General features: G+C 54.9%; 14 protein-coding genes. 12 read left to right on the top strand and 2 right to left on the bottom strand.

The annotated features are described in order from the left end of the window. Positions 1–100: 100 nt before the first annotated feature. On the bottom strand, positions 101–2,239 hold the full coding sequence (locus AAH450_RS14895) for an intracellular growth attenuator family protein (RefSeq protein WP_342910897.1): 2,139 nt from the start codon (positions 2,237–2,239) through the stop codon (positions 101–103). Between the two features lie 409 nt (positions 2,240–2,648). Here AAH450_RS14895 and nudE point away from each other — a divergent pair, with 409 nt between their 5' ends. Then, on the top strand, positions 2,649–3,215 hold the full coding sequence (nudE, locus tag AAH450_RS14890; RefSeq protein WP_306209888.1) for an ADP compounds hydrolase NudE: 567 nt from the start codon (positions 2,649–2,651) through the stop codon (positions 3,213–3,215). 73 nt (positions 3,216–3,288) lie between these two features. Here nudE and mrcA read toward each other — a convergent pair whose 3' ends face one another. Next, positions 3,289–5,844 carry a peptidoglycan glycosyltransferase/peptidoglycan DD-transpeptidase MrcA gene (gene mrcA / locus AAH450_RS14885; protein ID WP_342910896.1) on the bottom strand — a complete coding sequence of 852 codons (2,556 nt, stop codon included), beginning with the start codon at positions 5,842–5,844 and terminating at the stop codon, positions 3,289–3,291. A gap of 117 nt (positions 5,845–5,961) precedes the next feature. Between mrcA and pilM the strand changes: the two genes are divergently transcribed. From pilM to AAH450_RS14830, 11 genes are all read left to right on the top strand, one after another. After that, complete coding sequence (pilM, locus tag AAH450_RS14880; RefSeq protein ID WP_342910895.1) at positions 5,962–6,789, top strand: type IV pilus biogenesis protein PilM; 828 nt, start codon at positions 5,962–5,964, stop codon at positions 6,787–6,789. Continuing rightward, a complete protein-coding gene (locus AAH450_RS14875) occupies positions 6,789–7,334 on the top strand; it encodes a PilN domain-containing protein (RefSeq protein ID WP_342910894.1) in 546 nt (181 codons plus the stop codon). The genes pilM and AAH450_RS14875 overlap by 1 nt, the downstream gene beginning before the upstream one ends. Continuing rightward, complete coding sequence (locus AAH450_RS14870) at positions 7,327–7,827, top strand: HofO family protein (protein ID WP_342910893.1); 501 nt, start codon at positions 7,327–7,329, stop codon at positions 7,825–7,827. Before AAH450_RS14875 ends, AAH450_RS14870 begins: the two co-directional genes overlap by 8 nt. Beyond that, positions 7,817–8,209 carry a HofP DNA utilization family protein gene (locus AAH450_RS14865; RefSeq protein WP_342910892.1) on the top strand — a complete coding sequence of 131 codons (393 nt, stop codon included), beginning with the start codon at positions 7,817–7,819 and terminating at the stop codon, positions 8,207–8,209. The genes AAH450_RS14870 and AAH450_RS14865 overlap by 11 nt, the downstream gene beginning before the upstream one ends. Then, positions 8,154–9,401, top strand: coding sequence for a DNA uptake porin HofQ (gene hofQ, locus AAH450_RS14860; RefSeq protein ID WP_342910891.1), 1,248 nt, complete (start codon positions 8,154–8,156; stop codon positions 9,399–9,401). Before AAH450_RS14865 ends, hofQ begins: the two co-directional genes overlap by 56 nt. Before the next feature lie 386 nt (positions 9,402–9,787). Then, entirely contained in the window at positions 9,788–10,309 is a 522-nt protein-coding gene (aroK, locus tag AAH450_RS14855; RefSeq protein ID WP_318789334.1) for a shikimate kinase AroK, read from the top strand. Between the two features lie 52 nt (positions 10,310–10,361). Next, on the top strand, positions 10,362–11,450 hold the full coding sequence (aroB, locus tag AAH450_RS14850) for a 3-dehydroquinate synthase (RefSeq protein WP_342910890.1): 1,089 nt from the start codon (positions 10,362–10,364) through the stop codon (positions 11,448–11,450). An 89-nt stretch (positions 11,451–11,539) separates the two neighbouring features. Next, positions 11,540–12,529, top strand: coding sequence for an SPOR domain-containing protein (locus AAH450_RS14845; RefSeq protein ID WP_342910889.1), 990 nt, complete (start codon positions 11,540–11,542; stop codon positions 12,527–12,529). 124 nt (positions 12,530–12,653) lie between these two features. After that, positions 12,654–13,472, top strand: coding sequence for an adenine-specific DNA-methyltransferase (gene dam / locus AAH450_RS14840; protein ID WP_342910888.1), 819 nt, complete (start codon positions 12,654–12,656; stop codon positions 13,470–13,472). Between the two features lie 48 nt (positions 13,473–13,520). Then, positions 13,521–14,207 carry a ribulose-phosphate 3-epimerase gene (rpe, locus tag AAH450_RS14835; protein WP_342910887.1) on the top strand — a complete coding sequence of 229 codons (687 nt, stop codon included), beginning with the start codon at positions 13,521–13,523 and terminating at the stop codon, positions 14,205–14,207. Beyond that, a complete protein-coding gene (locus AAH450_RS14830) occupies positions 14,191–14,868 on the top strand; it encodes a phosphoglycolate phosphatase (RefSeq protein ID WP_342910886.1) in 678 nt (225 codons plus the stop codon). The genes rpe and AAH450_RS14830 overlap by 17 nt, the downstream gene beginning before the upstream one ends. Position 14,869 lies beyond the last annotated feature (1 nt).

Below are 14,869 nucleotides of genomic sequence, written 5' to 3'. Positions count from 1 at the left end.
CACCGGAATTCAAGGCGCTCTGTTGCAGGTTAATCCAGGGAGAACATCAGGGGAGGGGATTCACCCTGTCAGCCTTAAAAATAGCATAAAACTGACCGGCTCAGAACAGCGGGCGAATACTCTGGGTGGTGCTCAGCGCGGGGCTGAAACACTTATCATAGTAGGTTTGAATAGCGATAATCCGCTGGCGGTTGCGGTGTATCCGCCGGAGCGCCAGCAAGCTATTGATGACGAAACAGAGTGCCACCACCAGCAGCAGCAGGCTGGTACCGAGATAGCGCCATAATGTCAGCGTATCTGGCGCGTTGTGCAGCGCGATATGACGCGTGCCGTTCGCATCAGTACTGATATTCGTTATGATGCCGTTAGCAGAGAAGGGCGTATGCAGCAGCATGCCGGCAAGCCTTTGCAGCTCTGGCCACTGGTCGGGGGCATTGTAATCAAACAGCGAGACGCCAGGCGCCTGCTGATTCACTAACTGCTTTCCTTCATCACTGAGGATCAGGAAACCGCCTGGTGGCGGGCTGTTCAGGGCTTCAGCAGCACGTCGTGTTTCCCGGTAAAAGAAGGAGGATGTCGCGGTGTTTACCAGGTTCTCCAGCGCTTCTGCACTCACCGGACGCAGCAGAACGTTCATGCCGTTTAATGCGCCAGAATCTGCACGGTGCACCAGCGTTTCCCAATCTTTAGCGTTCCCCAGATTAACCAGCGCATTTTTCAGCCTGACGCAATCCTGCTCCTGGCTGCACAATTCCTGCGTTCTCAGCACGATATCGGAGAAGTCATCCAGCAGGATCATGCCCGATTTTTGAATAGCGGTGGCCAGCTGCGGGTTGAGCTTGGGATCGGTGCTGGTCTGAGGGTGAAGCTGCTGGCTGGTGGTGCTTAACAGCGCGGTGGCTTTATCAATGATATCGGACTGAGGCTGGGGCAGGGGAGCGGCGTTATTCCAGTAGACGGCGGAACAGTCGAAAGGCATAAACGCATAGGTGCGGTTGCCTTGATAAGTCGCCGGGATAGAACACATGCCTTCACCGTTGACCTTCAGGCTGTCACCAATGTGCAGCGACATTTTCTCCAGATCGTTTACCGAATGCACCTGCACGCTCTCGGTGCCTTTCAGCCAGGCGATGCTCAGCTTCAGCGGCATACTCAGCGGGATCCACGCCACCAGCAGCACCAGCACCAGCAGAGAACCCGCCGCCAGCACCAGATTCTTTTTCCAGCGCTGAATGGGAAAGTTACGCACCTCATCCTGTAGGGAAAGGAAGCGACCCTGGCGGACAACGTGGCGGCTAAGGTAAATATCCACTTCGGTGGGTTGCCCCAAATCGTTGGAAACATAGGGCTGCCAGTGAGGCGGATAGATCAGATCAATGATCCCGAGTGAAATGTTGCTGACCTGGCCCTGATTAGACTCACCGAACAGCCCCCAGCGCTTGGGCGCACCTCTGAGGCAGTGGATTTCCCGCAGATCTTTTTCTGTCGGACGGCGGAGCAGGAACCAACAGCTCACTACAAGCAGCGCCAATCCGGCCAGTACCAGCCAGGGCATCAGCAGTTCAGGGCCGACCAGGCTGATAAAAAACAGCAGGAAGGCGACGCAGATAGCCCCCGCTTCCCGCGTGCCGTCCGGGCGGTTGAGCGCATATTCTTCGACGCTCTCTTTACGCACGCTAATCAGCTCAACGTTTTCGCTCTCTTCTTTCCTGATCGAGGCGTTTTGCGATACGGGCCGCACAACGGGGGCCAGCGAAGGTTGCTCATAGACATAATTGACCAGCGAATGGCCATTAAGCGAAATCACCAGCGGAATAGAATGCGTTTTGATCAGCTCGACATAATTCTCTTCCGCAATGTACTGCTCCCATAACGGTGGCAGGTGCACCTCTACCGCATCAAGGTAATAGCGCCATCTGTTGGGTTCATCAGTAGAGAGGCCATAGCGGGTGATGGAGCGGGTAACCGGGTAGACGTTGCTGCTTTGTGAGGTGAGGGTTAACGGCTCTGCCGTCCTGCTCACGCCGCCGGGCAGCGTATTGTCGCGCTGTTTTCCAAGCAGGGAAATATAGCGCTCGACGGCTTTACGCTCGTCCTCGCTTAATTTGCGAAAGGGGGGACTAATGAATGGCAGTGGTTTCGCCAACGGCGGACGATGCCGCATAGCGTACCAAAAGAAACAACCCGCCCCAATCGAGCAAGACAGCATTACAGCCAATATAATGACTATCGTGCTCATGCTTCCCTCATTCCTGCCACGATGCTCCCGTCATTATTATGATGATACCCGGTCATGATCATATCGTTACCGACATTGTGGCGGGTTTAGACGGCTCTGGCAATCCGCTGTGTATACACAAATAGCGCGCAAAATCATAAAATTAGAATAATAGTATAAGATTCTCTGCGCAAATGTTATCAACCATCAAGAGAAATCAGTATCGGCATATTCCTATTTTTTATGGCCCTGATTGACATTAGCGAAAACCTTTTCATCTGCTGTGCCGGAATTGTTATAACGGCATAAAAATAATCCGTGCGATGATTGGCATCCCCGTTCTGGTACAGCACAATGGGGAAATGACGGTCAGCGCACCGCAACTTACGGGCTGTAAGGCTCTTTTACCGGCTTGACTCCTGGGGCGATGATGACCAGACAATTGCAAAAACCCAAAATCCTTAACGTTGAAGCCGTGGCGCGTTCCCGCCTGTTCACCGTTGAAGCCGTCGATCTGGCATTCAGTAATGGCGCCCGGCGTGTTTATGAGCGCATGAAACCATCCGATCGTGAAGCGGTGATGATTGTGCCCATTATTGACGATCATCTTATTCTGATTCAGGAATATGCGGTGGGGCTGGAATGCTATGAGCTTGGCTTCCCGAAAGGGCTAATCGATCCGGGCGAAACGCCGTTTGAGGCCGCTAACCGCGAGCTGAAAGAGGAGGCGGGGTACGGTGCGGAAATGCTGGAAACCCTGGGTAAGCTGACGATGGCTCCCTCCTATTTTTCCAGCAAGATGAATATCGTAGTGGCCGAGAATCTTTACGAGGAAAAGCTGGAAGGGGATGAACCTGAGCCGCTTCCGCAGCTGCGCTGGCCGCTCGACAACCTGCTTGGGCTACTACAGGAACCCGATTTCCGTGAAGCGCGCAACGTCAGCGCACTGTTTCTGGTAAGGGAGTGGTTGGTGAAGCAGGGACGGTTGAGCTATTAAAAAAGCGAACCGGAGTTCGCTTTAGCTGTAAGGGATGCGACCTAAGCCGACGCATCCCTTTTTTGTGGCAGGATCAGAACAGCTCGTGGCTCTGACCATTATCCATCAGGGTGGTGCCAACATCGTGTACCGAGTACTCGGTTGGCTGTGTGCCCTCGATAAAGTACTCCTGACGCGTGTTGCCACCGCCGTTTGCCAGCTTGCCAGTGCTGCGGTCAATCGTCACCGTTACTACCCCTTCTGGCGGCGTTAGCGGCTGGACCGGTACGCCATCCAGCGCGGCTTTCATATACTCGTCCCAGGCTGGTTGCGCACTCTTCGCGCCCCCTTCGTAGCCAGAAATTTGATCCTTAATGACACCGGCAGCCGTGGTGCGCCCCAGATCGCGGCGATGATCGTCAAAGCCAATCCAGACTGATGTCACCACGCCCGGACCGTAGCCAGAGAACCACGCATCTTTCGAGCTGTTAGTGGTACCTGTTTTACCGCCGATATCATTGCGTCCCAAATCGCGGCCCGCACGCCAGCCGGTTCCCATCCAACCCGGTTCCCCGAAAATATTGGAATTCATGGCGCTTTTAATCAGGAACGACAGCGGCGTATTAATCACGTGTGGAGCGTACTGCTGTTCGCCATCCTGCTGAACCTGCTGCCGGGAAACCTGCTCAAGCTGAGGCTGTGGAACGGCTGGTTTTTCCCCTTCTTTAGAGATGGCTACGTTTTCCACGCTCTCTTCACTCAGGGCAACCGCCTTTTTCGTATCGCCGTAGATCACCGGCAAATTACATTCCGGACAGGCGATTTTCGGTTTTTCTTCAAAGAGTATGTTGCCCTGCTCATCTTCAATCTTGCTGATGAAGTAGGGATCAACCAGGAAGCCGCCGTTCGCCATAACCGAATAGCCGCGCACCATTTGCAGCGGAGTGAAGGAAGCGGAACCCAGCGCCAGCGATTCGGTATGCACGATATTTTGCGCCGGGAAGCCGAAGCGTTGCAGATACTCAGCCGCGTAATCCACGCCCATGGCGCGCATGGCACGTACCATCACCACGTTCTTCGACTCACCCAACCCCTGACGCAGACGGATAGGGCCATCATAGGTCGCAGGGGAGTTTTTTGGCCGCCAGTCAGAACCAGCGCCTGCATCCCACCGTGAAATTGGCACGTCGTTAAGGATAGAAGCCAGGGTCAGGCCACGGTCCATCGCTGCGGTGTAGAGGAAAGGTTTAATATTCGACCCCACCTGACGCAGCGCCTGGGTGGCACGGTTAAATTTGCTCAGATTGAAATCAAACCCGCCTACCAGCGCAAGGACCGCGCCGTTGTGTGGATCGAGTGAGACCAGAGAGGAGTTCACGTCCGGCACCTGTCCAAGCCACCACTCTGAACCCACCTGGCGAACCCACACCTGCTGGCCAGCTTGCACCACTTCGGTAACAGATTTTGGCGTACGGCCCTGAACGGTATCGGACTTGTAGGGACGTGCCCAGCGCATGCCCGCCAGGTTCAGCGTAACGCTGCTGCCATCGCGCAGGGTTGCTGTCGCGGCGTCGCTGTTGGCTTCGGTAATGACCGCCGGGATCAGCGGGCCATAGACAGGCAGCGCCTTAAGCGTTTTCACTATTTCAGCGTGGTCCCACGGATTCTGACCCACTTTCCACAGCACGTTAGCCGGGCCGCGGTAGCCATGACGCATGTCATAGTTCATCACGTTATTCTGCACCGACTTCTGAGCAGCCAGTTGCAGTTTGCGCGTGATGGTAGTGGTGACTTTAAACCCGTCGTTATAAGCATTATCGCCATAACGTTTGACCATCTCCTGGCGAACCATCTCTGTCAGGTAGGGGGCTGAAAAAGCAATTTCAGGCGCATGGTAATTGGCAACCAGCGGCTCGTTGCGGGCATCCTGGTACTGAGCCTGCGTAATATATTGCTGATCGAGCATGCGGCTTAACACCACATTGCGGCGCTGAACGGCGCGCTCATGGGAGTAAAGCGGGTTAAAAGTTGACGGCGCTTTTGGCAGACCGGCGATCATCGCCATCTCGCTAAGAGAGAGCTGATCGATAGTTTTGCCGAAATAGACCTGTGCAGCGGCCCCCACGCCATAAGCACGGTAACCCAGATAGATCTTATTCAGATAAAGCTCAAGGATTTCGTCCTTGCTCATCATCTGCTCAATGCGGATGGCAAGAAACGCCTCTTTGATTTTACGCATCAGCGTGCGCTCAGGGCTGAGGAAGAAATTACGCGCCAGCTGCTGAGTGATGGTACTCGCCCCTTGCGATGCATGGCCGGAAACCAGAGCAATACTCGCTGCACGGAAGATCCCGATAGGATCAACCCCGTGGTGCTCGTAGAAACGGCTGTCCTCGGTAGCAATAAACGCCTTCACCATCTCAGGGGGGATCTGCGGCAGTTTCAGAGGAATACGGCGCTTCTCACCATACTGAGCAATCAGCTCATTATCGGCGCTGTACACCTGCATAGGCGTCTGGAGACGCACATCTTTCAGCGTGGCGACGTCGGGTAGCTGCGGCTCTATGTATTTGTACAAACCATAGATCGAGCCTGCTCCCAGCAAAATGCAACACACTGCAAGGATCAAAAAATACTTTACGAACTTCACCTGATATTTTCCATTCTGAGTCGATTGGACAGTTTATCAACAATCGCGCGGTAGTATAAAGGCAAGCCTGAAGCTTGGATACGTTATTAGTTACTGACGATATGGAGATCGCGCTTAATGGCATTTCAGACATGGCAAGTCGGCCTGGATATTCAAAACGGGCAGCTTTGCGCCCTCGGCATCCAGCGTTGTCGGAACGGCTGGCAACTTCGCCACTGGTGGCAACATGCGTTGCCGCAAGATACGTTAGTTAACGGGCTGCTGCAACGTCCTGAACCGCTCATTCCCCTCCTGCAACGCTGGCGCAAGCTGCTGCCTTATCGCCTCTCACTTCGGGTGGGATTCCCACCGCAGCTGGTTCTGCAACGGCAGGTTGATCTGCCGGGCACCCAGTTACGAGAGCCAGAGCGTAGCAGGTACATCACCGCAGCGGCGAGGCGATTTTTCCCAATTGAACCAGAGACGCTGGCGCTCGACTATCGGGCAGATGCGGAGCAGGAGCAGACCCTCTACATCACTGCGGCACGTCGTGACGCGCTACAGGCCTGGCTGCGCTGCCTTGAACAGGCCAACCTGAAGGCGGACGTGCTGGAGCTGACGCCAGCAGCGCTCCGGGCTTTGTCCTGCTCGCTTTCGCTTGCGCCTTCCGCAGCGTTAGTGCACCGGCTTCACGATCACTGGTTGTGGTACTCGGCGCTGCCAGGCCATCCACGCTGGGGATGGTGCTCCCTGCTGGAGGCTCCCGATTTTGCTGCCCTGCAACAAAAGCAGCTGGCGACGATTAACGCCTTTTACTACAGCTCTGTGCTGGAAGAGCCGCTTCCCGCCTCTGCGCAATGGCTGGATCCGTTAGCAGCATTCTCCCTGAAACATCCCCCTTTACCTCAGCTTGCCGGCGCTTTTTCACTGGCGGCAGGGCTGGCGCTACGACCGGGGGATGCCTGATGGTCTGGGTTAATCTTCTGCCGTGGCGAGCAGAACGGCTTAAAAGTCAGGGGCAGCGCTGGCTGCTGGCGATTGTGGGGCTGATGCTGATGCTGCTGACAGCGAGCGTGCCGCTGCGGGGACAACAGATGGTGAATCAGCAGAGCGTTAAGCTGATTGAGCAGCTTAAACAGGCTCAGCAGAGCGCAAAGCAACGACTGAAGCAGTTAACGTCACTGGAAACGGAAAGAGAGGCATTGCGTCATTCAGCAGCAAACCAGCTCAGGCGGAGAGAAACGCTTAAGCGGTGGTCACTTTTTCTCCACAACCTGACGGAAGCGATGCCCGATACGCTGTGGTTAACTGGCCTGACAAAAAGTCAGCAGAGTCTGACAGTTTCAGGAATTTGCCAGTGTATCAGCGATCTTGACGCTTTCCGCCAGCGTTTGCAGGAGATGGCGCTGATTGGGCAGGTAAAGATTGGCCCTTTAAGCCGGAGCAAAGAAGGCCAGATGCTTTTTCATCTCCTTGCCTCACTCACTCTGGAGAACAGCGCTGATGAGTAAACTTTTCCATCGCTGGTTAAATTGTTCCCTCTGGCTACAGGGTATTTCAGTGAGCCTCATTTTCTCCCTGCTGGCGGTGCCATGGTGGGGGTTTTGGGGCGCGCCTGTACAGCAAAACGGCCTCAGGTTGATCCAGCTGCACCGGCAGCAGACGGCGGACTATCAGCGTCTTATACGGACTCTGGCAGCAAAGGAAACGCTGGTGAATATTGAAGCAGAGATCGCTCAGCTCAGAGAGGCAGCAGAACCGGCCAGGCGCGAGATTTTTTCACTGCGGAGGCTGACAGAAGTTTCAGCGAGTTCACTGGCAGAGTGGCAACCAGCCAGCCAGGGAGGCAGCCTGGCGCTGCTGCTCAACTGGCCGCAGGTTGAGAGCGTATTCGGCTATCTCAGCTCACTCCCGGCAGGCATGGCGCTACCGAACTTCACCCTGAAACCACAGAAACAGCAGTTACGTCTGCAATTATCGCTGGCCGTAAAAGATGAGGGCTGACTTCAGGATAAGCTGGCTGCTGGCAGCAAGCCTGCTGCTGTTGACGGCAGAGAGCCTGGCCAACAGGGATCCCTTCAGGCCTGTCGAGGCCGCCTGCCCGCCGGAACAGGTTTTTCCTGACCGCTGGCGATTAAAAGGGGTTGTCGGGCAAAAACAGAATTACCAGGTTTTGTTGTTAACGGGAAAAGGAAAATGGGCACAGCGACGCCAGGGGGAACCCGTGGATGAACGCTGGTATCTGCTTAACATTGGGCCGCTCAGCATTACGCTTGGCGATCAAAAAGGGTGCCAGCCGCCAGTAGAAAAACGCTTAAAAGGAAGCCTCTATGAAAAGGATGATTTGTCTGCTGTTACTCCTCTGCTTACCCCCTTCACGGGCTGAAAAAAGCCCCCTCTCTCTCGCCTTCGACGAAGCTCCGGTAGGGCAGGTACTTCAGGCGCTTGCCACCTGGCAGCAGCTTAATCTGGTGGTGGCGCCGGAAGTCGAAGGCACGCTGTCGTTGAGACTGGAAAACGTTTCGTGGGAGCGGGCTATAGCGCTGGTTGCCCGAATGGCTAAGGTCAGGATTGAGCAGCAGGAGAATGTCCTGCTGGTCTGGCCGGAAAGCAGCGTACTGGAGCAGCAGCGACAGCTGGAAAAAGCGCGGGAAAAGGCTGAGGGCGAGCGGCCATTGATCACGGAGGTGCTGACCCTGGCCCATGCCGATGCCAGCACGGTTAACAGCAGTTTGCTGGCCGAACGGGCGAAATTAATGAGCGAGCGCGGTAGCGTAACCGTAGATGCAAGAACCAACAGCCTGCTGTTACGGGAAACTCAACCCGCTCTGGCAGCTATCCGTCGTTGGGTGCAGGCACTTGACGTCCCGCTTGAGCAGATTGAGCTGGCGGCACATATCGTAACCATCAACGAAGAGAGTCTGCGGGAGCTGGGCGTGCGTTGGGGGCTTTCAGGCGAGGAGCAGATTACTCGTGCCTTACGCGCCAGCCAGTTCAGCGTTAATTTACCGGTGACGGAAGCCGCGCTGACGGCGGGCTTTACACTTGCCAGGCTCGATGGCCGGTTGCTTGATCTGGAGCTGAACGCGCTGGAGCAGGAAAATAAGCTGGAGATTATCGCCAGTCCGCGTTTGTTTACCTCCCATCAGCAAACTGCCAGCATTAAGCAGGGCACCGAAATCCCTTATGAGGTTTCCAATGGCAGCAATGGCAATACCCGCGTGGAGTTTAAAGAGGCGGTACTGGGGATGGAGGTTACGCCGGTTGTTCAGCATGACGGGCGGATTTTACTCAAGCTGCATCTTTCGCAAAATGTGCCTGGTCGCACGATGCGCAGCGGTGAGGGGGAGTATCTGGCCATAGATAAACAGGAAATTCAGACGCAGGTCACGCTGAAAGATGGGCAAACGCTGGCGTTAGGGGGGATTTTCCAGCGCGAAAATGCAGACGGGCAAAGAAAAGTACCGCTGATTGGCGATATTCCGATAGTGGGATCGCTTTTTCGTTATGATATCCATCAGCAAAAACGGCGGGAATTGGTGATCTTCATCACGCCACGACTGATTCGTGACGAGTAATGCGTTTTTTAGTGCAAACTAAGAAACCAGATGCTTTTTTCTGGCAATGAAGGCATATGCGTTTGACGCAAGAGCCGAATTAGCTTACAAGGTTTAGCGATTTTGATTTATGGGCCTCGGTTTGGCTTCAGAGAATGCATAGAACCCGTTTTTTATCGTGCGCAACCGGCGTAGCCGATGCAGTGACATCGGGCTGATAAATGAAGCGGACTGAAACGCGCCCTGAGTGCGCAATGGGCAAGGTCAATTTAATCGGTTGCCAAAACACCTTCAGTGTTGAGATAATTTTCATCTGACTCTCGCACTATCGCTCATGAGGTTTCAGTTCATGTCCTGTCCGGTTGGACGGGGTATCATTAACGAATTGTCTTAGTAATACCGAAAAAATGGCAGAGAAACGCAATATCTTTCTGGTTGGGCCTATGGGTGCCGGCAAAAGCACTATTGGGCGTCAGTTAGCTCAGCAACTCAATATGGAATTTTTCGATTCCGATCAAGAAATTGAGCGACGTACCGGAGCGGATGTGGGTTGGGTGTTCGACGTCGAAGGCGAAGAAGGCTTCCGCGATCGCGAAGAAAAAATCATCAATGAACTCACCGAGAAGCAGGGCATTGTGCTGGCTACCGGTGGTGGTTCTGTGAAATCACGCGAAACCCGCAACCGTCTTTCGGCTCGTGGCGTAGTGGTGTATCTGGAAACCACCATCGAGAAGCAGTTAGCCCGTACTCAGCGCGACAAAAAACGCCCTTTGTTGCAGGTGGAATCTCCCCCGCGCGAGGTGCTGGAAGCGCTGGCCGGTGAACGTAATCCGCTTTATGAAGAGATTGCCGACGTGACGATTCGTACCGATGACCAGAGCGCTAAAGTGGTCGCGAATCAGATTATCAACATGTTGGAAAAGAGCTAAGTTTCGCTCTGACCGCCTGCGGGCCAAAGTAATAAAAAGGTGATAACGCTTCATGGAGAAGATTACCGTCACTTTGGGGGAGAGAAGTTACCCCATTACCATAGCTGCCGGATTGTTTAACGATCCGGCTTCGTTTTGGCCGCTTAAGGCGGGCGATCGGGCCATGCTGGTAACTAATCAGACGCTGGCCCCTCTCTATCTCACACCCCTTCGTCAGCGGCTGGAAAGCGCTGGCGTAGAGGTAGACCAGACGATCCTTCCTGACGGCGAGCAGTACAAGACGCTGGAGGTGATGGATCGGGTCTTTACTGCCCTTCTGGAAAAACCTCACGGTCGTGATACAACCCTGATCGCTTTGGGCGGTGGGGTTATTGGCGATCTCACCGGGTTTGCGGCGGCGAGCTATCAGCGCGGCGTGCGCTTTATTCAGGTCCCGACCTCGCTGCTCTCCCAGGTTGACTCCTCTGTGGGCGGGAAAACCGCCGTCAATCACCCGTTGGGTAAAAACATGATTGGCGCGTTTTATCAGCCCGCTTCCGTGGTGATTGATATCGACTGCCTGAGCACGCTGCCACCGCGTGAGCTGGCATCTGGCCTGGCGGAAGTGATCAAATACGGCATCATTCTGGATGGCGAATTCTTTACCTGGCTGGAGAACAACCTCGATGCTTTGCTGGCTCTTGATGCCAAAGCGATGACCTGGTGCATTCGCCGCTGCTGCGAGCTGAAAGCAGAGGTGGTGGCGGCAGACGAGCATGAGCATGGCCAGCGGGCGTTGTTAAACCTGGGGCATACTTACGGTCACGCCATTGAAGCGCATATGGGTTACGGTAACTGGCTGCACGGTGAAGCTGTGGCGGCCGGTATGGTCATGGCGGCAAGAACAGCCGAGCGGCTGGGATCCTTCTCAGCGCAGGAGACCAGCCGGATTATCGCCTTATTGCAGCGGGCAGGCTTGCCTGTTACCGGGCCAGAGAGTATGCCTGCTGAAGCTTATTTGCCGCATATGCTGCGCGACAAAAAAGTGCTGGCAGGTGAGCTGCGTCTGGTGCTGCCTCTGACTATCGGTAAAGCGGAAGTGCGCAGCGGCGTTGCACATGATACGGTGCTGGCTGCTATTAACGACTGTCAGCCAGGCTGACAGCGTTAGAACGGGTTTCGGCCCAGGAACAAGTAATCCGCCAATCAGAGGGTATTGAGAGGCGTCGCTGCTCTACAGTAGGAGGTTGAATGGACGAATTTAAACCGGAAGACGAGTTAAAACCTGACACCAGCGATCGCCGTCCGCAGCGGTCCCGCAAAACGTCTTCTGCCCCTAAAGTCCCGGTTTCCCGTCAGCATATGATGATGGGCATTGGTATTCTGGTGCTGCTGCTATTGGTGATTGGCATCGGATCTGCGCTGAATTCCCCTGATGATAGCGCAAACAAGGGCGCCCAGCAGCCCGCAACCACTTCGGGTACCTCTGGCACTGGCAGCGATAAAAACATCGATCTTTCTGGCTCCTCCTCGATGAGTGGGCAGAGCGGCACGCCGGCTGCGCCAACCTCAGAGACGCCAGCGAACCAGCCGCCAGCCAGCAACGGCCCGCAGGAGATCAGCGTACCGCCTATCTCTTCCACGCCAACTCAGGCTGAGCCGGTGCAGACTCCGGCAAATCAACAGCGTGTTGAACTGCCGGGCGATCTGAACAACGCCTTGTCTAATCAGCAGGGGCAGGTGGATGTGGCGGCGCAGGGCGCACAGCAGAGTGGCTCACTGCCAACGGCACCCGCTACGGTTACGCCAGGCGGCAACGTTTCTGCACCCAAAGCAGTCACCGGGCAGACTCATCAGAATCAACCCGCTGCTGCACATAAACCAGCGGCAAAGCCTGTTGTTAAAGAGAGCAAGCCGAAAAGTAGCGCTTCTGCCAGCCATACCACCGCTTCCGCACCTGCCAAAGCGGCTTCTTCGGCACTGGGTGGAAGCTATACGCTCCAGCTGAGCAGCGCTTCAAGATCGGATACGCTTAACGCCTGGGCGAAAAAGCAAAACCTGAGCAGTTACCACGTCTATAAAACGACCCGTAACGGACAACCCTGGTATGTGCTGGTCAGCGGCTCTTACGCTACCCCAGCTGAAGCGAAGCGCGCCGTAGCTTCGCTTCCGGCCGAAGTCCGGGCAAAAAGTCCGTGGGTCAAGCCGGTAAGCCAGGTGAAAAAAGAAGCGGCTAACTAACCGCTTTCTCCAGGTATGATTTAAGCAGGAACCGTTAGCCCTCTTCGGAGGGCTAACTATTCAAAGCGCAGATATGCTGTCGGTGTAACCGCAGCCACAAGAGTAAGTGTAATAAAACGACGGCATGAAAAAAAATCGCGCTTTTTTGAAATGGGCGGGTGGCAAGTACCCGTTGCTTGATGATATCCAGCGCCATCTGCCAGATGGGGACTGCCTGATCGAACCTTTTGTCGGGGCTGGCTCGGTGTTTCTTAACACGCATTTTCCAAGCTACCTGCTGGCGGATATCAACAGCGATCTGATTAACCTCTATAACATCGTCAAAACCCGCGTCAGCGAGTTTGTCACCGATGCCCGCGAGCTTTTTACCAGCGAAACCAACGACTCAGAGTTCTATTACGCCCGTCGGGCAGAATTCAATCGCTGCGCCGATCCCTATCGCCGTGGCCTGCTGTTTTTGTATCTGAACCGCCATTGCTACAATGGCCTGTGTCGTTACAACCTTCGTGGTGAGTTCAACGTGCCGTTTGGCCGCTATCGCAAACCTTATTTCCCTGAAGATGAGCTTTACTGGTTCTCTGAGCGCTCGCAGAATGCGACCTTTGTCTGTGAATCGTACGATGTTACCCTTAACCGGGCGCCACAAGGGGCGGTTGTCTATTGCGATCCGCCCTATGCGCCGCTGTCGGCCACGGCGAACTTCACCGCCTACCACACCAACAGCTTCAGCCTGCTGCAACAGCAGCATCTGGCGGAGCTGGCAGAGAAGCTGGCCGCTGAAAGTCGTATACCGGTGCTGATTTCTAATCATGATACCCCGCTCACCAGGGTCTGGTACCAGGCAGCCGAGCTGCATCAAATCAAGGCGCGGCGTTCAATCAGCCGCAACAGTAACGGACGTAATCAGGTGGATGAACTGCTGGCGCTGTTTGCCAGTAAATAACCCTCAACTGCGGTACGTGCCATAAGGCGCGCTAATTGGGAGAAATGGATGAAACAGTTTTTAATTGCCCCATCAATTCTGTCTGCTGATTTTGCCCGTCTGGGTGAAGATACGGCAAAAGCGCTGGCCGCCGGTGGCGATGTTGTGCATTTTGACGTGATGGATAACCATTATGTTCCCAACCTGACAATGGGTCCGATGGTGCTGAAAGCGCTGCGCGACTACGGCATCACTGCCCCCATTGACGTGCATATGATGGTGAAACCGGTGGACAGACTGATCCCCGACTTCGCCAAAGCGGGTGCCAGCTATATCACCTTCCATCCGGAAGCTTCTGACCACGTTGACCGCTCGTTGCAGCTGATCAAAGAGCATGGCTGCAAAGCTGGCTTAGTGTTTAATCCGGCAACCCCGCTCAGTTACCTGGATTTTGTGATGGATAAGCTGGATGTCATTTTGCTGATGTCGGTTAATCCTGGCTTTGGTGGACAATCCTTTATTCCCGGCACGCTGGATAAGCTGCGCCAGGTTCGTAAGCTGATTGATCAAAGCGGCTATGACATTCGTCTGGAAGTGGACGGCGGCGTGAAAGCTGAAAATATTGGCGAAATTGCCGCAGCGGGCGCAGATATGTTTGTTGCCGGTTCAGCCATCTTTGGCAAACCCGATTATAAAAAAGTGATCGAAGATATGCGTAACGAACTGGAGAAATCACGTCATGGCTCATTTCACTAAAGTTCGCGCGCTGGCATTTGATCTCGACGGAACGCTTATCGACAGCGCGCCGGGTTTAACCAGCGCGGTAGATGCTGCATTAACGTCGCTCAGCCTTCCTGCGGCAGGCATTGAACGGGTTTCCACCTGGATTGGTAATGGTGCAGATATTCTGATTGAGCGGGCGCTGACCTGGGCGCTGGGCCATGCGCCGGAAGATGGGCTGATTCGCGATGCACGCGTACTGCTTGATAAGCACTATGCCACTACCATCGAAAGCGGCAGCAAGCTCTTCCCTGGCGTAAAGGAAGGTCTGGCGGCGCTGGCGGAGAAAGGCCTGCCGATGGCCATTGTCACTAACAAGCCAACGCCTTTTGTCGCGCCGCTGCTCGCCTCGTTAGGGATTGCAGAGTACTTCTCGCTGATCGTCGGCGGAGATGATGTGGTCGCGAAAAAGCCGCATCCCGCGCCGCTGTTTCTGGTGCTGGGCAAATTTGGCCTGTTGCAGGAGGAGCTGGTGTTTGTTGGCGACTCGCGAAATGATATTCTTGCCGCTCAGGCCGCAGGATGCCCCTGCGTAGGCATGACCTTTGGCTATAACTACGGTGAGTCCATTGCCACCAGCCAGCCAACCGTTGTACTGGATCACTTTACCGATTTGTTGCCCGCTTTAGGGCTGTAAT

Origin of the sequence: Erwinia magellanica, assembly GCF_039023495.1 — a bacterium.
GTDB lineage: Bacteria > Pseudomonadota > Gammaproteobacteria > Enterobacterales > Enterobacteriaceae > Erwinia.
This window is presented reverse-complemented; position numbering and strand designations above follow the sequence as displayed.